15 protein-coding genes are annotated in these 18,995 nt (G+C 73.2%); 3 read left to right on the forward strand and 12 right to left on the reverse strand.

Annotation, left to right across the window (positions count from 1 at the left end; translation table 11 throughout):
- Positions 1 to 44 precede the first annotated feature (44 nt).
- Together ELQ39_RS08730 and ELQ39_RS08735 are read right to left on the reverse strand one after the other, a co-directional pair.
- Positions 45 to 3,056: an EAL domain-containing protein gene (locus ELQ39_RS08730; RefSeq protein WP_190005671.1), complete on the reverse strand. Its 3,012-nt coding sequence runs from the start codon at positions 3,054 to 3,056 to the stop codon at positions 45 to 47.
- A 397-nt stretch (positions 3,057 to 3,453) separates the two neighbouring features.
- A complete protein-coding gene (locus ELQ39_RS08735; RefSeq protein WP_242591560.1) occupies positions 3,454 to 4,404 on the reverse strand; it encodes a 2-hydroxyacid dehydrogenase in 951 nt (316 codons plus the stop codon).
- 75 nt (positions 4,405 to 4,479) lie between these two features.
- On the opposite strand from ELQ39_RS08735, the gene ELQ39_RS08740 reads away from it, so the two are divergent.
- Together ELQ39_RS08740 and ELQ39_RS08745 are read left to right on the forward strand one after the other, a co-directional pair.
- Positions 4,480 to 5,478, forward strand: coding sequence for an aldo/keto reductase (locus ELQ39_RS08740; protein WP_190005669.1), 999 nt, complete (start codon positions 4,480 to 4,482; stop codon positions 5,476 to 5,478).
- Between the two features lie 123 nt (positions 5,479 to 5,601).
- Positions 5,602 to 6,744, forward strand: a complete 1,143-nt coding sequence (locus tag ELQ39_RS08745) for a PQQ-dependent sugar dehydrogenase (RefSeq protein ID WP_225628794.1) — start codon at positions 5,602 to 5,604, stop codon at positions 6,742 to 6,744.
- 14 nt (positions 6,745 to 6,758) lie between these two features.
- Here the strand turns inward: ELQ39_RS08745 and ELQ39_RS08750 are convergent, their stop codons facing one another.
- The 7 genes from ELQ39_RS08750 to ELQ39_RS08780 all read right to left on the reverse strand — a co-directional run bounded on the left by ELQ39_RS08750 (position 6,759) and on the right by ELQ39_RS08780 (position 14,671).
- A complete protein-coding gene (locus tag ELQ39_RS08750; RefSeq protein WP_190005668.1) occupies positions 6,759 to 6,971 on the reverse strand; it encodes a DUF6191 domain-containing protein in 213 nt (70 codons plus the stop codon).
- Positions 6,972 to 7,016: 45 nt separating this feature from the next.
- Positions 7,017 to 10,124 (reverse strand): helix-turn-helix transcriptional regulator, encoded by a 3,108-nt coding sequence (locus ELQ39_RS08755; RefSeq protein WP_242595568.1) that lies wholly within the window; start codon positions 10,122 to 10,124, stop codon positions 7,017 to 7,019.
- 149 nt (positions 10,125 to 10,273) lie between these two features.
- Entirely contained in the window at positions 10,274 to 10,453 is a 180-nt protein-coding gene (locus tag ELQ39_RS08760) for a hypothetical protein (protein WP_242591561.1), read from the reverse strand.
- 182 nt (positions 10,454 to 10,635) lie between these two features.
- Positions 10,636 to 11,190: a hypothetical protein gene (locus ELQ39_RS08765; RefSeq protein ID WP_242591562.1), complete on the reverse strand. Its 555-nt coding sequence runs from the start codon at positions 11,188 to 11,190 to the stop codon at positions 10,636 to 10,638.
- Between the two features lie 35 nt (positions 11,191 to 11,225).
- Positions 11,226 to 11,807, reverse strand: coding sequence for a GNAT family N-acetyltransferase (locus ELQ39_RS08770; protein ID WP_190005665.1), 582 nt, complete (start codon positions 11,805 to 11,807; stop codon positions 11,226 to 11,228).
- Positions 11,785 to 14,031, reverse strand: coding sequence for an MMPL family transporter (locus ELQ39_RS08775; RefSeq protein ID WP_190005664.1), 2,247 nt, complete (start codon positions 14,029 to 14,031; stop codon positions 11,785 to 11,787). The genes ELQ39_RS08770 and ELQ39_RS08775 overlap by 23 nt, the downstream gene beginning before the upstream one ends.
- A 193-nt stretch (positions 14,032 to 14,224) precedes the next feature.
- Entirely contained in the window at positions 14,225 to 14,671 is a 447-nt protein-coding gene (locus ELQ39_RS08780) for a hypothetical protein (RefSeq protein WP_242591563.1), read from the reverse strand.
- A gap of 188 nt (positions 14,672 to 14,859) precedes the next feature.
- On the opposite strand from ELQ39_RS08780, the gene ELQ39_RS08785 reads away from it, so the two are divergent.
- A complete protein-coding gene (locus ELQ39_RS08785) occupies positions 14,860 to 15,663 on the forward strand; it encodes an SAM-dependent methyltransferase (protein WP_242591564.1) in 804 nt (267 codons plus the stop codon).
- A 69-nt stretch (positions 15,664 to 15,732) separates the two neighbouring features.
- Here ELQ39_RS08785 and gatB read toward each other — a convergent pair whose 3' ends face one another.
- The 3 genes from gatB to gatA are packed head-to-tail and all read right to left on the reverse strand — an operon-like array spanning position 15,733 to position 18,993.
- Positions 15,733 to 17,244, reverse strand: coding sequence for an Asp-tRNA(Asn)/Glu-tRNA(Gln) amidotransferase subunit GatB (gatB, locus tag ELQ39_RS08790; RefSeq protein WP_225628772.1), 1,512 nt, complete (start codon positions 17,242 to 17,244; stop codon positions 15,733 to 15,735).
- Between the two features lie 16 nt (positions 17,245 to 17,260).
- Positions 17,261 to 17,500, reverse strand: a complete 240-nt coding sequence (locus ELQ39_RS08795; RefSeq protein ID WP_033276008.1) for a hypothetical protein — start codon at positions 17,498 to 17,500, stop codon at positions 17,261 to 17,263.
- A complete protein-coding gene (gene gatA, locus ELQ39_RS08800) occupies positions 17,497 to 18,993 on the reverse strand; it encodes an Asp-tRNA(Asn)/Glu-tRNA(Gln) amidotransferase subunit GatA (protein ID WP_225628771.1) in 1,497 nt (498 codons plus the stop codon). The genes ELQ39_RS08795 and gatA overlap by 4 nt, the downstream gene beginning before the upstream one ends.
- Between the last annotated feature and the right edge of the window lie 2 nt (positions 18,994 to 18,995).

Below are 18,995 nucleotides of genomic sequence, written 5' to 3' on the forward strand. Positions count from 1 at the left end.
CGGGTGCGCATGGCACTGACCCTCCCCCCGGCGCACACTCACTGTCAAGTGGGTGGGACGGGAGTCTCATTATGTGAGCGGAGTGTCGTAGCGCTTTTGAGCACCGCCGTCACCCCCGCGGAGTACACGGGGGAACCGCCCCCGCCGGCCAGCACCGGCTCGGCCGGGGCGTGCGGAACCGGGTAGTGCCCGGTGGCCAGCGCCCGGCGCAGCCGGTACTCGTCGAGCGGCCCGGAGAAGGCCAGTCCCTGTCCGTGGGTGCAGCCCATCGCGCGCAGCGCCTCGGCCTGCTCGGGCAGGTCCACGCCGTCGGCCACGGTCTGCAGCCCGAGGTCGGAGGCGATCCGCAGCAGCCCGTGGGTGATCTTGTACAACCGCGCGGACTCCGCCACACCGTCGACCAGGCTGCGGTCGAGCTTCAGCATGTCGGCGGGCAGCCGTCGGAGTGCCGTGATCGCCGCGCGTCCGCTGCCGAAGCCGTCCAGGGAGATCCGTACGCCGAGCCGCTTGAGCACGGTGAGCCGCCGCTCCAGCTCGTCGAGGGGGACCCGGGGGTCGGTGTCGGCCAGCTCCACGATCAGCGAGCCGGACGGCAGACCGTGCCGGGTGAGCAGCGCCTCGACCGAGCCGAGGGGCAGCGAGCGGTCCAGCAGCCGGCGCGCGCTCAGCCGCACGGCGACCGGCACGGGCAGGCCCGTGGCGTGCCGTTCGGCGGCCTGCTCGACGGCCTCCTCCAGCATCCAGCGGCCCAGCTCGGCGGTCTTCTCGCTGTCCTCGGCGACACGCAGGAACTCCTCGGGCGTGAACAGCACGCCCTGGGAGGAGCGCCAGCGCGCCTGGGCGGACACGGAAGCGATCCGGCCGTCCGCCAGGCACACCACGGGCTGGTGCAGCAGGGCGAACTCGCCGTGGTGCAGCGCCGCGCGCAGCCGTGTGGCCAGCTCCGCCTTGCGGACGACGTCCTGCTGCATGTGCGGCTTGTACAGCTCGACGCGGCCCTTGCCCGCGGCCTTCGCCCGGTACATCGCGAGGTCGGCGTTGCGCAGCAGTTCGCCCGCGCCGATGCCCGGTTCGGCGAAGGCGACGCCGATGGAGGCGTTGACGCGGACATCGTTGCCGTCGATGAGGTAGGGCTGGGAAAGGGTGACTCTGAGCCGGTCGGCCAGCTCGAGGATGTGCCCCTCGCGCGCGTCCCGGTCGCGTACGCCGTCGCCGACGATGAGCGCCGCGAACTCGTCGCCGCCGAGCCGGGAGGCGGTGTCGCCCTTGCGGACGGCGTCCTGGAGTCTGCGGGCGGCCTGCACGAGCAGTTCGTCCCCGGCCTGGTGGCCGATGGTGTCGTTGACGCCCTTGAAGCCGTCGAGGTCGATGAAGAGCACCGCCGTGCCGCGCAGGGCGGCGCCCCGGTCCGAGGCGCGGCGGCCGGAGAGCGCCTGCTGCACGCGCCGGGTGAACAGGGCCCGGTTGGGCAGGTCGGTCAGCGGGTCGTGCTCCGCGTTGTGCTGGAGCTGGGCCTGGAGGCGGACCCGCTCGGTGACGTCACGGCTGTTGAAGATGAGGCCGCCCTGGTGCCGGTTGACGGTGGACTCCACGTTGAGCCAGCCTCCCCCGCTCCCGGCTTCTCCCCCGCCGCCGAAGCGGAAGCGGCACTCGATGCGCGTGGTGGGCTCCTCCACCGGGTCGGCGGCGAGGAACCGCCGTACCTCGTGCACGACGCAGCCGAGGTCCTCGGGGTGGATCAGGGAGGCCAGTTCGGTGCCGACCAGGTCCTCCGCCGGGCGGCCGTACACCCCGGCGGCGGCCGGGGAGACGTAGCGCAGGACGCCGCTGGGAGCGGCGATCATGATGACGTCGCTGGAGCCCTGCACCAGGGAGCGGAAGTGGTTCTCCGCCTGGGCGAGTTCCTGGGTGAGGGTGATGTTGTCGAGGAGCATGATGCCCTGGCGCACGACGAGCGCGAGCGCCACGGTGCCCCCGGTGATCAGCACGACCCGGTCGACGCTGCGGCCGTTGAGGACGTTGTAGAGGATCCCCAGGGTGCACACGGCCGCCGCCAGGTACGGGGTGAGCGCGGCGAGTGATCCGGCGATGGGCCGGGAGAGCTGGTACCGGCCCGCTCCCCCGCCGGGCGGCGGCGCGTACGGGTGGTCGGGGGCGGCGCGCCGCCCGGGCAGGTGCTCGCGGACCACGCGCGCGGACGGCCCCCGGTCCGGTCCGCCGGGGCGGGGCGCGGTCCAGGGCGCGTAGGCCAGCAGCAGCGACCCGGCGAACCAGCCCGCGTCGAGCAACTGCCCCGAGCGGTAGTCGGCGTGCAGCAGCGGGGAGGTGAACAGGGCGTCGCACATCACGGTGAGCGCGAGCGCCCCGATCGCGGTGTTCACCGCCGAGCGGTTGACCGACGCGCGCCGGAAGTGCAGCGCGAGGACCATGCTGACGAGGGCGATGTCGAGCAGCGGGTACGCCAGGGACAGCGCCGTGTGCGCGACGCTCGGCCCCTCGGCCTGGGCCGCCTGGGCGAGGGCGAGGCTCCACGCCAGGGTCAGCAGCGAGCCGCCGATCAGCCAGGCGTCGAGGCCGAGGCACACCCAGCCGGCCTTGGTCACGGGCCGTTTGGCGAGCACCAGCAGGCCGACGATGGCGGGCGGCGCGAAGCAGAGGAAGAACAGGTCGGCGTAGCTGGGGCTCGGCACCTCGCGGCCCAGCACGACCTCGTACCAGCCCCAGACGAGGTTGCCCAGGGACGCCATGGCCGAGGAGATCCCGAACAGCATCCAGGCGGACCGGTACCGGGTGCGGCGGTTGCGGGCGTAGACCGCACAGGACACGGCGGCGGCCGCGGCGGCCGCGCTCAGCCCGAAGTCCCCCATGACCAGGGCGAGTCGCTCCGACCCCCAGCCGAACGCGGCGCCGACGGCGTAGGCGCCGCAGACCAGGGCGAGCACGAACTGGGCGGCAGGGCCCGGGCGGCGGCCGGCGCTCGACGCCGGCAGCAGGGTCCGCGGGGCGGACGCGGGACGCAGCGCTCCGTCGAGGGTGGGGGTCGGCGGCGCGCTCACCGGTCCCTCCCGGTCCGCGCCGCCTCCGCGCTCCAGGGACCCCGGTGCGCCTGGGCACGGGTCGGGCGGCTCGTCCGCCGGGGAGGGTGGTGACCGGCGCCGTCGGTCCGTCCGCCGCGCCGGATGTGCTGACCGTGCCTGTGCGTGTCCGCGTGCCGGTGTCGCCGCCGACGCGTCTGCCGCGTCGGATCGCTGGTCGTCTGGCCGTGCATCGCCCGTCGCCCCCCTCACCGTCTCCGTGTCGCTCCCCCGCGCCGTTGGTCGTCGGCGCAGCCCCTGTCGGGACGATACACCAGTATCGTCACTCAGGGACATAGGTCCTCTACGCTCCGTGACGATCATCGAACCGCCGAGTACCCACCGCTCCCGGGGAGTCGCGGACGGTACTCGAAGCGGACTACACGTCTTCCCTTCCCGTCACCAGGATCACGTTCCCGAGCTCCTCGCGGTTCACGTATCGGCCCAACTGGTCGCGCAGCAGGCGCTTCGCGCGGGGGAGGAACGCGGACGTCGGTCCGCCGACGTGCGGGGTGATCAGGACGCCGGGCGCCCGCCACAACGGGTGGTCGGCGGGCAGGGGTTCGGGGTCGGTGACGTCGAGCGCCGCGGTGAGGCGGCCGCTCTCCACCTCGGTGAGCAGGGCCTTGGTGTCGACGACCGGCCCGCGGGCGACGTTCACGAGCAGGGCCCCGTCCTTCATCCGGCCCAGGAAGGCGGCGTCCACGAGGTGCCGGGTGCCCTCGGTCAGCGGGGTGGACAGGACGACGACGTCCGCCTCCGGGAGCAGGGAGGGAAGTTCGGTGAGCGGATGCACCGGCCCGCGCTCCGTTGTGCGCGCGGAGCGCGCGACGCGCGCCACCCGCGCGAGCTCGAACGGGGCGAGCCGGTCCTCGATGGCCGCGCCGATCGAGCCGTACCCGACGATCAGCACGGTCCGGTCGGCGAGCGCCGGCCGGAACCCGCCTTGCCACTCCCCTCGGTCCTGGGCGCGCACGAAGCCGGGGATGCCGCGCAGGGAGGCGAGGATCAGGGTGAGCGTGAGCTCCGCGGTGCTGGCCTCGTGCACACCGCGCGCGTTGCACAGCCGCACGCCGGAGGGCAGGTCCTTCAGGCCGGGCTGCACATGGTCGATGCCGGCCGACAGGGTCTGCACCACGCGCACGGACCGCATCCGCGGCAGGGGACGCAGGCACACCTCGGCGGGCTTCATGTACGGCACGACGTAGACGTCGCAGTTCTCCGGGTCGGCCGGGTACGTCTCGCCGCCGTCCCAGAAGTGGTAGCGCGGCCCCTCGGGGAGTCCGTCGATCTCGTCCGGGGGGATGGGAAGCCACACGTCAGGAGTCATGCCCCGGAGGCTAGTTCAGGCCGCCGGGACGGCAGAGGTTAGGTTGGGGGACCGGAGAGGGAGGGTCACGAGCAGGTGGAGCGCAGGACGATCGGCGCGGCGGCGCTCTCGGTGGGCGCGGTGGGTCTCGGGTGCATGCCGATGAGCTGGGCCTACAGCACGTCCAGGCAGCGCGGCGAGGAGTCGCTGAGGGCGGTGCACCGGGCGCTGGACGCGGGCTCGTCCCTCCTCGACACCGCCGACATGTACGGACCGTTCACCAACGAGCTGCTGCTCGGGCGGGTGTTGAAGGAGCGGCGTGCCGACGCCTTCGTGTCGACGAAGGTCGGACTGCTGGTGGGCGACCAGCACATCGTGGCCAACGGCCGCCCCGGGTACGTCAGGCGGGCCTGCGACGCGTCGCTGCGGCGGCTGCAGACCGACGTGATCGACCTCTACCAGCTGCACCGCGCCGACCCGGAGGTCCCGGTGGAGGAGACCTGGGGCGCGATGGCGGAGCTGGTGCGGGCGGGCAAGGTGCGGGCGCTGGGTCTGTGCGCGGTCGGGGCGCGCTCGTCGCGGCGGCCGGGGGCGCGGCTGCACGACGCGACGATCCGGCAGCTGGAGCGGGTGCAGCAGGTCTTCCCGGTGAGCGCGGTGCAGGCGGAGCTGTCGGTGTGGTCGCCGGAGGCGCTGGAGACGCTGCTGCCCTGGTGCGAGGCGCGAGGCGTGGGCTTCCTGGCGGCGATGCCGCTGGGCAACGGCTTCCTGACCGGGACGCTGACGCCGGGCGAGGGGTTCGAGGCGGACGACCTGCGCGCCCGGCACCCGCGGTTCACGGCCGAGATGATGGCCGCGAACCAGCCGATCGTGGCCGGTCTGCGCCGGGTCGCGCGCCGCCACGGGGAGGACGTCACCCCGGCGCAGGTCGCCCTGGCCTGGGTGCTGAGCCGCGGCCGGCAGGTGATCGCGGTGCCGGGCGCCAAGCGGGAGCGGTGGGTGACGGAGAACGCGGGGGCGGCCGGGCTTCGGCTGACCGACGAGGACCTGGCGGAGATCGCGGGGCTGCCGCCGGCCCAGGGGTCGTGGGACTGAGGGTCCCGCCCCCGCAGCGCTCCGAGGTTCGGGGCAGGCGAAGCGGGAACCTGTGAGGCGCGAGCGGTGTATGACAGACAGAACCCGCCGCGTCGAAGGGACGAGATCGTGCAACGACGAGCCGTGCCGGCCGTGCTGGCCGCCGCAGCGCTCCTGCTGACCGCCGGCTGCTCCTCCGACGACGGAGCGCCGCCGGAGAAGGACGCCGCCGCCTCCTCGGCCGCCGCGGCCCCGTCCTCTCCGTCCGGGAAGGCGGAGGAGACCCCGCCCGCGAAGGGCTCGGTGACGGTGGTCCGTACGGTGGCGACGGGGCTGGCCAGTCCCTGGGGCCTGGCCCCGGTCGGGGACGGCGACCTCCTCGTCTCCTCCCGCGACGAGGCCACGATCACCCGGATCGACGGGGAGACGGGCAGGAAGACCGAGCTGGGCGAGGTGCCCGGGGTGGCGTCCGAGGGCGAGGGGGGCCTGCTGGGCATCGCCCTCTCCCCCGGCTTCGCCTCCGACCACATGATCTACGCGTACTTCACCTCGGCCTCCGACAACCGCATCGTGCGGATGCTCTACAACGAGCGGAAGCCGGCGGGCGAGCAGCTCGGGGCGCCCGACACGGTGTTCCGGGGCATCCCCAAGGGTGTGATCCACAACGGCGGCCGGATCGCGTTCGGCCCGGACCGGATGCTGTACGCGGGCACGGGCGAGAGCGGCGACACCGGGCTGTCCCAGGACAAGAAGTCCCTCGGCGGCAAGATCCTGCGGTTGACCCCGGACGGCGAGCCGGCCCCGGGCAACCCGTTCCCCGGCTCCCCCGTGTACTCCTACGGCCACCGCAATGTGCAGGGCCTGGCCTGGGACCGTGAACAGCGGCTTTTCGCCTCGGAGTTCGGGCAGAACACCTGGGACGAGCTGAACGCGGTGGCCCCGGGCGACAACTACGGCTGGCCCGAGGCCGAGGGCCACGCGGACGAGGGCGGCTTCCACAACCCCATCGCCCAGTGGAGCACCGAGGACGCCTCGCCCAGCGGCATCGCGTACGCCGAGGGATCGGTCTGGATGGCGGGGCTGCGGGGCGAGCGGCTGTGGCGGATACCCCTGAAGGGCACGGAGGCCTCCGCGAAGCCGCAGGCGTTCCTGGAGGAGGAGTACGGCCGGCTGCGCACGGTGGTCGCGGCGGGCGGCGACCGGCTGTGGCTGGTGACGAGCAACACGGACGGCCGGGGCGTCCCGGAGCCGGAGGACGACCGCGTGCTGGAGCTGAGGGTCAGCTAGGTCTTCCGTTCGGATCAGGCCGGGTCCGGGGCGGCGTCCCCGGTGCCGTCCGTCTCCTCGTCCGCCGGGGCCGGGCGGCGGACGGTGACCTTTCCGGAGGCGAGGTCTATCGGGCCGCGTCCGGGGTCGGCGTCACCGACGTCCTCCCGGGTCAGCGCCAGCCGCTTCTGCTCGTCCTGGGTGTGCTTGCGCCCGGGGGAGAACAGTTCCTCGAAGGCGTTGAACATCGCTCCCCTTTCGCAGGGCGCCCCGGGTGCCGGGCCGCTTGTGTCCTACACCGATTGTCGCGCGGTGGCGAGCTTCCCGGATCCGTCGGCAGAACCGTCCGGGAACAGGCCGAGGCGGTGGGCCACGGCCGCCGCCTCGCCGCGGCCGGAGACGCCCAGCTTGGCGAGGATGTTCGAGACATGGACGCTGGCCGTCTTCGGCGAGATGAACAGCTCCTCGGCGATCCGCCGGTTGGTGTGCCCGGCCGCCACCAGGCGCAGCACGTCCCGCTCCCTGCTGGTCAGGCCGAGCGCCTCGGCCGGGTCGGCGGGCACCGGGGCCGGCTCCTCGCGGGGGGCCGGCGTCAGCGCCAGGCGTCCGCGCCGGGCCAGCAGCGCCGCGTCCCGGGCCAGCGGCGCAGCGCCGAGGTGGCCGGCGACGGCGTCGACCAGGCGCAGCAGCTCGGTGGCGCGGGCCCGCTCGTCCTCGCCCCCGCCTGCGGCCAGCAGTGCCTCGGCGAGCCGGAGGCGGACGCAGGCGAGGTCATGGGGCCGCCCCAGCGGCTCCAGGGCGGCGACGGCCTCGGACCAGGCGTCCGGCTCGCCGCGGCCCTCGGCGCGCAGCAGTTCGGCGCGCAGCCACTGGTCGTGGGCCTGCCAGAGGGGCACGCCGGTGGCGAGGTTCCTCGCCGCCCCGCGGATCCGGTCGAGGACCTCCGGGCGGCCCGGTTCGGTCGCGGGGTCGCCGTACCGGTCGGCCTCGGCGGTGGTGGCGGCGAGCAGCAGGGGCCAGGCGTAGCGCTGGGTGCCGGGCGGGAAGCCGGCGTCGAGCGCGGCGAACAGTTCGGCGCGGGCCTCCTCCGGGCGGCCCTCGGCGGCGGCGACGCGGAGGGCGACCCACTTCATCGGCAGGGCATACTGGGGCATCGGGTCATGCGTGCCGAAGTGGGCGCGGGCCTCGGCGAGGCAGCGCGCCGCCTCGGCGGTGTCGCCGCGCAGAAAGGCGAGATGGGCCAGGCGCACCGAGCCGCCGGCGCGCGGCTTGGCGCTCTGCTCGATCCGCTGCGCTCCGGCCGCGGCGCGGGCGGCGTCCTCCCAGCGCCCGACGGACACCAAGGACTCGGCGAGGTTGCCCCACACCCATGCCTCGGAGTCCAGCAGTCCGAGCCGCCGGGTGACCTCCACCCCCTCCTCGAGGAGCCGTACAGCCTCCTCGGAGCGGCCGACGCCCTCCAGCACGGAGGGCAGGTTGACGAAGGACCGGGCCAGCACCATGTCGACGCCCAGTTCGGTCGCCCGCTGTTTGACCTCGTACATCTCGGCGAGTCCGGCCTCGATGTCGCCGGCGTCGACCATGAGGCCGCCGAGGGTGAGCCGGGCGTTGAGCTCGATGTCGTGGGCGCCGACCATGCGGGCGTACTCGACGGCGCGTTCCGCGTCGGCCATGGCGTCGGGGCCGGGGTCGTGCAGCATCGACCAGCCGGCGACGGAGGCGAGCACCTCGGCGTGCACCTCGGAGGGCGGCAGTCCGCGCACCAGTTCCTGGGCGGTGCCCAGCTCCTCCCAGCCGTCGCCGCGGGCGAGGGCCTGGGTGAGCCGGGAGCGCTGCACCCAGAACCAGGCGGCGCGCAGCGGGTCGGGGTCCTCGTCGAGGAGGCGCAGCGCCCGCCTGGTGAGCTTCAGGGAGCGTTCGCGTTCGCCGCAGAGGCGGCCCGCGACGGCGGCCTCGGCCAGGAGGTCGAGGTGGCGCAGCGGCCGTGTGGCGGCGTCGTCGGCGCAGGGGTCCTCGTCGCAGCCGGGCGGCGGGGGCGGGTAGGCCTCGGCCTGGTCGAGCGGCCGAAGTCCGGCGCGCACGGTGTCGGGGACCGCGTCCCACAGCTCCATCGCCCTTTCGAGCAGGCGGAGTTGCTCGGCGTAGGCGTGGCGCCGGCGGGCCACGACGGAGGCGTCGAGGACGGCGGGCAGGGCCTTGGCGGCGTCGTGGGCGTGGTACCAGTAGCTGGCCAGCCGGGTGGGCCGCTCGTCGGCGGGGACGAGCGCGGGGTCGGCCTCCAGGGCCTCGGCGAAGCGGCGGTTGAGGCGGGAGCGTTCGCCGGGCAGCAGGTCGTCGCTGACGGCCTCGCGGACCAGGGAGTGCCGGAAACGGTAGCCGTCGCGGTCGGGGGCGGGTGTGAGGATGCTGGCGTTGACTGCGGCGCGCAGGGCCTCGATGAGGTCGTCCTCGTCGAGTCCTGCGACGGCGGCGAGCAGCCGGTCCTCGACGGTGGAGCCGCCCTCGGCGACGATCCGGACGACCCGCTGGGCGCTCTCCGGCAGGTTCTCGACCCTGACCAGGAGCAGGTCGCGCAAGGAGTCGGTGAGGCCGGTGCGGCAGCCCTCGTCGGCGGCGACGGCGAGCTCCTCGACGAAGAAGGCGTTGCCGTCGGAGCGTTCGAAGATGTCGTCGACGCGGTCCGGTTCCGGTTCGCGGGCGAGGATGCCGGCGATCTGCCGGTGCACCTCCTCGCGGCTGAAGCGGCCCAGTTCGACGCGGTGGACGGTGCGCAGCCGGTCGAGTTCGGCGAGGAGGGGGCGCAGCGGGTGGCGGCGGTGGATGTCGTCGGAGCGGTAGGTGGCGAGGACGACGAGGCGGCCGGTGCGCAGCGTGCGGAAGAGGTAGGCGAGCAGATGGCGGGTGGAGGCGTCGGCCCAGTGCAGGTCCTCCAGGACGAGGACGACGGTGTGCTCGGCGGCGACCCGTTCCAGCAGGCGGGCGGTGAGCTCGAAGAGCCGGGCCATGCCCTGTTCGTCGCGGCGGGCCTCGCGGGCGGCGGCGACGGCGAGCTCGGGCAGCAGCCGGGCCAGTTCCTCCTCCTGCCCGTCGGCGGCGGCCGCGAGCTGTTCGGGCAGTTCCCGGCGCAGCTGCCGCAGGGCCGTGGAGAAGGGGGCGAAGGGCAGGCCGTCGGCGCCGATCTCCACGCATCCGCCGAGGGCGACGACCCCGCCCCGGTCGCGGACGGCGGCGGCGAACTCCTCCACGAGACGGGTCTTGCCCACCCCGGCCTCGCCGCCGACCAGCAGCGCCTGCGGTTCACCGGCGCCGGCCCGGGCGAACGCGTCGACCAGGGTGGCGAGTTCGCCGGTGCGGCCGACGAACACGGGACTGACGGACTTGGTCTCCACGCCCCCGAGCATCGCACGCGTCCGCGGCGACGGCGCAGCGGTTTTCGTCTCCCGGTGCACCGGCACGGCGCCCCCTCCTTCTCGTCCACGTGTCGCCCGGCCGTGCGCACCGACGACGGGGCGGCGGCCGCTTGCGTGCGGCCGCCGCCCCCGGGCGGTGCTCATGCGGTCCGGGTGAACCAGGACCGGCGCCGGGTATGGCTCTCGGGCTCGGCGCCGCGTGCGGCGGCTGTGCGGCGGGCGGCGCGGCGGACCTGTACCGCCTCGCGGACCCGGCGCTCCGCCTCGGCCCGGCGGACCAGGTCGTCGTGGCGGAGCCGGTGCAGCTCGATGTCGAACATGATGGTTTCCCCCTCGGATCCGGTGTCGGTATCGCGTTCTGCGATGCCTCCACCTTCGTCTCCAAGGCGGACGAGCCGCATCGGGAGAGTTCCATATCTTCGCGGGCGGGGACGCCTTAGACGTCGCGTGCCTTGACGGAGCAGGCGCCTGAGAGGACGCCTAAGAGGGTGCCTAGGACCCCTCAGGATGCCGCGGGCAGGCCCAGCAGCACGCCCGTGTACGTGAGCACCGCCAGCAGCAGTCCGATGACGCCGAGGGTGACGCCGGCCCAGGCGACGGACTTGGTCCACGGCGCCTGCGCGGTGCGGCCGGGCGCGCCGAACGCGGGCCGGACCAGGACCACCACGCCGGTGATCAGCGCGACGAGGGCGAACAGGCCGCCCCACAGGGCGGTGGTGTCCCAGGCGTCGCCGTAGACCTCCTTGATCTGGGTGGCGACGCTCGCGTCGGCGGCGGTGCGCAGCTGGCCCACCAGGGTCTCGCGGGCGGCGGCCACCGTGCCCGGCCAGCCGCCGGTGAGGGAGACCAGGCCGAGCGCCGCGGAGACGACCGCCGCCGCGCCCTGTCCGGTCCCGGAGGGGGCCTCGGCCGGCTCGGCGTGCTCCTCGGCTGCGGTGTCCTCCGGTCCGGCGACGGCCTCCTCCGGCCGCTCCTGCGTCCGCACCGCTGTCCGCTCGTCGGACGTCACGACGGTCGTGGTTCCGGTTTCGGTCTCGTCCTCTGTTTTCTCAGCCATGCCCCGCACCGTACGGAGACCGTCTGAGATTCCGCTTAACGCCCGGCCCAGCGGCCTTCGGGCTGCGTGGCGCGGGCGCGCCACTCGGGGGCCAGCAGGGACCAGACCTCCAGGTCGTGCCGTACGCCGTGGTGGAGGTGGGCCTCGCGGCGGACGCCGTCACGGGTCATGCCGAGCCGGCGGGCGACGGCGATGCTGGCGGTGTTGCCGGACGCGGCGACCCATTCGACGCGGTGGATGCCGCGTTCCTCGACGGCCCAGTCGATCAGCACGCGCATGGCGCGGGTGACCAGTCCGCGTCCGGTGCCTGCGGGCTCCAGCCAGCAGCCGACCTCGCAGGTGCCGGCCGCCGCGTCGAAGTTCAGGGTGAGGACCCCGCCGACCAGCTTGCCGTCGAGCCACAGCCCGTGCAGCGAGGCCGTGTCGGCGGCGCGCAGGTCGGCGTACCGCTGGAGCGCCTCACGCGCGCTGTCCAGGTCGGTGGCGCGGGACCCGAAGGGGACGAAGCGGTTGATGAACGCGCGGCCCCGGTCCAGGTGGGCGAGGAACTCCTCGGCGTGCCAGACCTCCAGGGGGCGCATCTCGGCGCCGTCGTCACCCAGTCGTATCGCGTACATCCCGCTGCCGCTCCTCCTCCGCCAGCACGTCCGCGACCTCCGCGTCCGTGACGGCGGCCAGCCTCTCATGGGCGGCACGGCACTCGGGCGGTTCGATGCTGATCCGGGGCAGGATCCGGTCCAGCCACTTCGGCAGCCACCAGTTGGCGCCGCCGAGGAGGTGCATCAGCGCGGGCACGAGCAGGGTGCGCAGCACGAACGCGTCGAGGGCGACGGCCGCGGCGAGGGCGATGCCGAACATGGCGATCACACGGTCGCCGCTGAGCACGAAGGCGAGGAAGACCGAGATCATGATGACGGCGGCGGAGTTGATCACGCGGCTGGTCTCGGCGAGGCCCACGCGCACGGCCCGCCGGTTGTCGCCGGTCTCCAGCCATTCCTCGTACATCCGGCTCACCAGGAAGACCTGGTAGTCCATGGACAGCCCGAACAGCACCGACACCATGATCACGGGCAGGAAGGGTTCGACGGGGCCCGCGCTGCCGAGGCCGAGCAGGTCGCTCCCCCAGCCCCACTGGAAGATCATGACGACCACGCCGAACGCCCCGGCGACCGCGGCCACGTTCATCGCGGCGGCCTTGAGCGGGATGCCGATGGAGCGGAAGGCGAGGAGCAGCAGCAGACAGCCCAGGCCGATCACCACCCCGACGAACAGGGGCAGCTTGTCGACGATGACGGTGGCGAAGTCGTCGTAGCCGGCCGTCACACCGCCGACGTGCACGTCGAGCGAGGTGCCCGACTCGGCGCGGGGCAGGACGTCCTCGCGCAGCCGGTCCACCAGGTCGCTGGTCTGCTTCGACTGCGGGGACGACTCCGGTACGACGGTGAGGAAGGCGGTGTCGCCGCCCTGGTTGTACGTCACCGGCGACACGGAGGCGACGTCCTCGGTGGTGCGCAGCGTGGAGCCCAGGTTGTCCAGGGCGAGCCGGTCCTGGGCGTCGTCGACCTCGGTGACGAGGGTGAGCGGCCCGTTCACGCCCGGCCCGAAGCCGTCGGCGATCAGGTCGTAGGCCTGGCGGGTGGTGGAGGTCTTCGGGTCGTTGCCCTGGTCGGAGGTGCCCAGGTGGAGCGAAAAGGTGGGCAGCGCGAGGACGGCCATCACGACGACGGCGACCGCGCCGAGCAGCTTGGGGTGGCGCTCCACGAACGCCGACCAGCGGGCGGCGAACCCGGTGGGCAGCTCAGGTTCCGGCCCGTGCTCGGCGAGCCGGCGCCGCTCCCTGCGGCTGAGGGCGCGGGTGCCGATCAGCGACAGCAGGGCGGGCAGCAGGGTGACGGAGGCGGCGACGGTGAGCACCACGGTGAGCGAGGCGGCCACGGCGACGCCGTTGAGGAAGTTCAGGCGCAGGATCAGCATGCCCAGCAGGGCTATGCAGACGGTCGCACCCGCGAACACGACCGCACGGCCGGTGGTGGCGACGGCGTTGGTGGCGGCCTCGGTGACGCTCAGGCCGCGTTTCAGCCCGCGCCGGTGCCGGGTGACGATGAACAGCGCGTAGTCGATGCCCACGCCGAGCCCGATCAGCAGGCCGAGCATCGGCGCGAAGTCCGCGACGGTCATCACGTGGCCGAGCAGCACGATGCCCGCGTAGGCGGTGCCCACGCTCACCAGCGCCGTGGCGATGGGCAGCAGGGAGGCGGCGAGGGAGCCGAAGGCGAGGAACAGCACCACGGCGGCGACGGCCACGCCGACGATCTCGGCGGTGTGCCCGCCGGACGGCTCGCTCAGCTCGACGGCGCTGCCGCCCAGCTCGACGTCCAGCCCGTCGGTCTCGGCGGCCTTCGCCGTCTTGACCACGGCCTCGGCCTCACCGCTGGTGATGTCCTTGCCGGAGTGCTCGAAGGTCACGGTCGCGTAGGCGGTACGGCCGTCGGCGCTGATGCGTCCGGCGCCCCCGTCGTCGTACGGGCCGCTGACGGAGGCGACGCCGGGCAGTTCCTCGAGCCGGTCGAGGGTGCGTGTCATGGTCTGCTCGACGCCGCTGTCGCGGACGGTGCCGGAGGGCGTGTGCCAGACCACGCTGTCGCTGTCGCCCCCCAGCGAGGGGAAGCCTTCGTTCAGCAGCTCGGTGGCACGCCCCGACTCGGTGCCGGGCACCTTGTAGTCGTTGGAGTAGGCGGAGCCGGCGACGAAGGCGCCCGCCGCGATCCCGACCAGGGCGAGCAGCCACAGCAGAACGGTGACCAGACGGCGCTGAACGCACCAACGTGCTAGGGCTGCCACAGGCGTGCTCCCGGTATGGCTCGGGGTGGATCTTTGGGCGGACACCGGGCGGCGAACGGCCGGACGGTCCGCAAAGAACGCATGAGCAATGCCCTGCCACTGTTACAGGCGAAAATGATCGTTTGTCGCCTTCGTGGACTAACTCACATTTCTTCTTCTTGGCCGGTCACAGGGGGTTCCCGGGCCGCTCGTCTCAGTCGAACTGGTCGCCCAGCGCCATGATCATGACGCCCGCGACGGCGGCCCACAGCGCCCTGCGGGTGCGTCCGCGCGCGCCCAGCACCGCCGCGAGGGCGCAGACGGCCGCGCCGCAGGCGTAGGCGACGGGGACGAGGGCCGGGGCGGTCCCGGAGACCCGGAGCAGCGCGGCGGCCGTTCCGGCGAGGGCGAGCACGATGCCGGTGCCGGCGGCGGCCCAACGGGCGCGGCGGGCCTGCTCCTCGAGAAGGTCGCCGTCGTGCTCGTCGTCGTGCTCGCCGTCGTGCTCGTCGTCGTGCTCGTCATCGGCCTCGGAAAGGTCCTCCGGAGCGTCCTCCGGGGCCCGCTCGGGGGCGTCCTCCGTAGTCTCCGGGGCGCCCTCGGCCGTGTCCGGGGAGGTCTGAGTGTCCGGGGTCAGGTCGGAATCGGGGCGTCCACTCATGGCGCCGGAGCGTATCGCCTCACCTCCGGAAACCCGGATGCGGGTCCGCCCGGACGGCTGCTAGCGTCCGTCGGTCCGACATCCCCGCGGCAGTCCGCCGCCGGCCGAAGCAGGTGCTTTGATGCTTGTCCGTCCGACCTCCGACGCGACCCTTTCCCTCTTCACGGCCTCAAGGAGCCCGTTCACCGATGTCGGACATCACACCGAACACCTCGCACGACGACCTCGCTAGCCGCCTGAGCCTGCCCCGGTACCCGCGCAGCGGCGCCTACGACCCGCAGTGGACCGTCGACAACCAGATGGGCCCGCACGCGCTGTGGCTGCTGGAGTGGCTGGCCCCCGCCCTCGGCCTGGACACCCTGCGCCCCGGCGCCCGGGTGCTCGACCTGGGCTGCGGCCGCGCCATGACGTCCGTCTTCCTGGCCAGGGAGTACGACGTCCAGGTCACCGCCGCCGACCTGTGGATCAGGCCGGACGAGAACGCCCGCCGGATCGCCGAGGCGGGCGTCGCCGACCGGGTCCAGCCCGTCCTCGCGGAGGCGCACGACCTGCCCTTCGGGGAGGAGACCTTCGACGCGATCGTCTCCGTCGACGCCTACCAGTACTTCGGCACCGACGACCTGTACCTGCCCACGCTGACCCGGCTGCTGAAGCCGGGCGGGCGGATCGGGGTCGTCGTCCCGTCCCTGTCCGAGGAGATCGAGGGCAGCGAACCCCCGCAGCATCTGAGGCCCTTCTGGGAGCCCGCATTCTGGTGCTTCCACAGCCCCGCCTGGTGGCGCCGCCACTGGACCCGCAGCGGGGCCGTGGACGTCCTGGCGGCCGACTGGCTGGAGGACGGCTGGCGGGAGTGGCTGCTGTGGAGCGAGGTCGTGGCCGAGCACCACCCGGACGAGCTCCATGTGCGGATGAGCCGGGAGAACGCGCGGCTGGTGCGCGCCGACCAGGGCCGCACGCTGGGCTTCACCCGCGTGGTGGGCCGCCGCCGCTGACCCGGTCTGACACACGGGAAGGGGGGCGCACCCGGTGGGTGCGCCCCCCTTCCCTCATGCCGTACGGGCTCAGCCCTCGACGCCCAGCTTCTGAAGGATCAGCTCCTTCACCCGGGCCGCGTCCGCCTGGCCGCGCGTGGCCTTCATGACCGCGCCGACCAGCGCACCGGCCGCGGCGACCTTGCCGCCGCGGATCTTGTCCGCGACGGCCGGATTGCCGGCGATCGCCTCGTCGACGGCGGCGGTGAGCGCACCCTCGTCGGAGACGACCTTCAGGCCGCGCTTCTCCACGACCTCGTCCGGGGTGCCCTCACCGGCGAGGACGCCCTCGATGACCTGGCGGGCCAGCTTGTCGTTCAGGTCGCCCTTGGCCACCAGCTCGGTGACGCGGGCCACCTGCGCCGGGGTGATCGCCAGCTCGTCCAGCGCCGTGCCGGACTCGTTGGCGCTGCGGGCCAGCTCGCCCATCCACCACTTGCGGGCGGAGGCCGCGTCGGCGCCGGCGTCGATCGTCGCGACGATCAGGTCCAGCGCACCGGCGTTGAGGATGGCCTGCATGTCGGTGGCGGAGACGCCCCACTCCTCGCGGAGCCGGTTGCGGCGCACCAGCGGCAGCTCGGGCAGGCCCGCGCGCAGTTCCTCGACCCACTCGCGGGCCGGGGCGACCGGCACCAGGTCCGGCTCGGGGAAGTAGCGGTAGTCCTCGGCCTCCTCCTTCACGCGGCCCGAGGTCGTGGACCCCGTGTCCTCGTGGAAGTGCCGGGTCTCCTGCACGATCGTCCCGCCGGACGACAGCACGGCCGCGTGGCGCTGGATCTCGAAGCGGGCGGCCCGCTCGACGGAACGCAGCGAGTTGACGTTCTTCGTCTCGCTGCGGGTGCCGAACTTGTCGGCGCCCTTCGGCATCAGCGACAGGTTGACGTCGCAGCGCATCTGGCCCATCTCCATGCGGGCCTCGGACACGCCGAGCGCACGGATGAGCTCGCGCAGCTCACGGACGTACGCCCGCGCGACCTCGGGAGCCCGCTCGCCCGCGCCGGTGATCGGCTTGGTGACGATCTCGATGAGCGGGATGCCGGCCCGGTTGTAGTCCAGCAGGGAGTGGGACGCGCCGTGGATGCGGCCGGTGGCGCCGCCGACGTGCGTCGACTTGCCGGTGTCCTCCTCCATGTGGGCGCGCTCGATCTCCACGCGGAAGACCTCGCCGTCCTCCAGCTGCACGTCGAGGTAGCCGTTGAAGGCGATCGGCTCGTCGTACTGGGAGGTCTGGAAGTTCTTCGGCATGTCCGGATAGAAGTAGTTCTTCCGGGCGAAGCGGCACCACTCGGCGATCTCGCAGTTCAGCGCGAGGCCGATCTTGATCGCGGACTCGACGCCGGTCGCGTTGACGACCGGGAGCGCGCCGGGCAGGCCGAGGCAGACCGGGCAGGTCTGGGTGTTCGGGCCGGCGCCGAGCGTGGTCGAGCAGCCGCAGAACATCTTGGTCTTGGTGCCGAGTTCGACATGGACCTCGAGGCCCATGACGGGGTCGTACGACGCGAGTGCGTCCTCGTACGACACCAGGTCGGTCGTGGTGGTCACGGTGAAAACTTCCCTCTCAGCCCAGCAGGACGTCGTCGTCGCCCAGCCGCTTCAGCTCGCGGTAGAGGATGGCGAGGCCGGTGACGATCGCGGCGGCGGACACCGTGGCGTCGATCAGGACCAGGGTGTCCTTCTCGGCGCGCGCCGTCTTCAGCCGCTTGGCGACGCCGAACGCGCCGAACGCGGTGGCGGCCATGGACAGGTACGTACCGGACCGGGACTTCTTGAAGCCCTTGGCCTTGGTCAGTGCACTCACAACGACGGAGCCTCCTCGAGCAGCGGGTGGCCCCACTTTTCCACGAAGGCGGCCTCGACGGCGGCACCCACCTTGTAGAGGCGGTCGTCCTTCATGACCGGGGCGATGATCTGCAGCCCGACCGGCAGGTTGTCCTCCGGCGCGAGACCGCAGGGCAGCGACATGGCGGCGTTGCCCGCCAGGTTGGTCGGGATGGTGCACAGGTCCGCGAGGTACATCGCCATCGGGTCGTCGGCGCGCTCGCCGATCGGGAAGGCGGTGGTCGGCGTGGTCGGGGAGACGATCACGTCGACCTGCTCGAAGGCCTTGTCGAAGTCCCGCTTGATGAGCGTGCGGACCTTCTGGGCGCTGCCGTAGTACGCGTCGTAGTAGCCGGAGCTGAGCGCGTACGTGCCGAGCATGATGCGGCGCTTGACCTCGTCGCCGAAGCCGGCCTCGCGGGTCAGCGAGGTGACCTCCTCGGCGGAGTGCGTGCCGTCGTCGCCGACGCGCGCGCCGTAGCGCAGGCCGTCGAAGCGGGCGAGGTTGGAGGAGCACTCGGAGGGGGCGATCAGGTAGTACGCGGAGAGGGCCAGGTCGAAGGACGGGCAGTCCAGCTCGACGATCTCGGCGCCCAGCTCCTTGAGGAGCTCGACCGACTCGTCGAACCGCTGGACGACACCGGCCTGGTAGCCCTCGCCGCGGAACTGCTTGACGACGCCGACGCGCATGCCCTGGACGCTGCCGTTGCGGGCGGCCTCCACGACCGGCGGGACCGGCTCGTCGATGGAGGTCGAGTCCATCGGGTCGTGCCCGGCGATCACCTCGTGCAGCAGGGCCGCGTCCAGGACCGTGCGGGCGCAGGGGCCGCCCTGGTCCAGCGAGCTGGAGAAGGCGACCATGCCGTACCGGGACACCGCGCCGTACGTCGGCTTCACGCCGACGGTGCCGGTGACGGCCGCCGGCTGGCGGATCGAGCCGCCGGTGTCGGTGCCGATGGCGAGCGGCGCCATGTGCGCGGCGAGCGCGGCGGAGGAGCCGCCGCCGGAACCGCCGGGGATGCGGGTGAGGTCCCACGGGTTGCCGGTCGGGCCGTAGGCGCTGTTCTCGGTGGAGGACCCCATGGCGAACTCGTCCATGTTGGTCTTGCCGAGGATGACGACGTCGGCTGCCTTGAGGCGCTTGGTGAGCGTCGCGTCGTACGGCGGGATCCAGCCCTCGAGGATCTTGGAACCGACGGTGGTCGGGATGCCCTCGGTGGTGAAGATGTCCTTCAGCGCGAGGGGCACGCCGGCGAGCGGGCCGAGCTTCTCGCCGCGCTCGCGCTTGGCGTCCACGGCGCGGGCCTGCGCGAGGGCGCCCTCACGGTCGACGTGCAGGAAGGCGTGCACCTTCTCGTCGACGGCCTCGATGCGGGCCAGATGGGCCTCGGTGACCTCGACCGCGGTGAGCTCGCCGGAGGCGATCTTCGCTGCGGTCTCGGCCGCGGTGAGCTTGATGATCTGATCGCTCATGG

Source organism: Streptomyces sp. GB4-14 (genome assembly GCF_022696125.1).
GTDB classification, from domain to species: Bacteria; Actinomycetota; Actinomycetes; order Streptomycetales; family Streptomycetaceae; genus Streptomyces; species Streptomyces werraensis.

Coding starts and splice junctions, on each gene's coding strand:
- ELQ39_RS08735 (WP_242591560.1), bottom strand. CDS start 4,404: ATGACTCCTGACGTGTGGCTTCCCATCCCCCCGGACGAGATCGACGGA.
- ELQ39_RS08750 (WP_190005668.1), bottom strand. CDS start 6,971: ATGTTCAACGCCTTCGAGGAACTGTTCTCCCCCGGGCGCAAGCACACC.
- ELQ39_RS08755 (WP_242595568.1), bottom strand. CDS start 10,124: ATGCTCGGGGGCGTGGAGACCAAGTCCGTCAGTCCCGTGTTCGTCGGC.
- ELQ39_RS08760 (WP_242591561.1), bottom strand. CDS start 10,453: ATGTTCGACATCGAGCTGCACCGGCTCCGCCACGACGACCTGGTCCGC.
- ELQ39_RS08765 (WP_242591562.1), bottom strand. CDS start 11,190: ATGGCTGAGAAAACAGAGGACGAGACCGAAACCGGAACCACGACCGTC.
- ELQ39_RS08770 (WP_190005665.1), bottom strand. CDS start 11,807: ATGTACGCGATACGACTGGGTGACGACGGCGCCGAGATGCGCCCCCTG.
- ELQ39_RS08780 (WP_242591563.1), bottom strand. CDS start 14,671: ATGAGTGGACGCCCCGATTCCGACCTGACCCCGGACACTCAGACCTCC.
- ELQ39_RS08785 (WP_242591564.1), top strand. CDS start 14,860: ATGTCGGACATCACACCGAACACCTCGCACGACGACCTCGCTAGCCGC.
- gatA (WP_225628771.1), bottom strand. CDS start 18,993: ATGAGCGATCAGATCATCAAGCTCACCGCGGCCGAGACCGCAGCGAAG.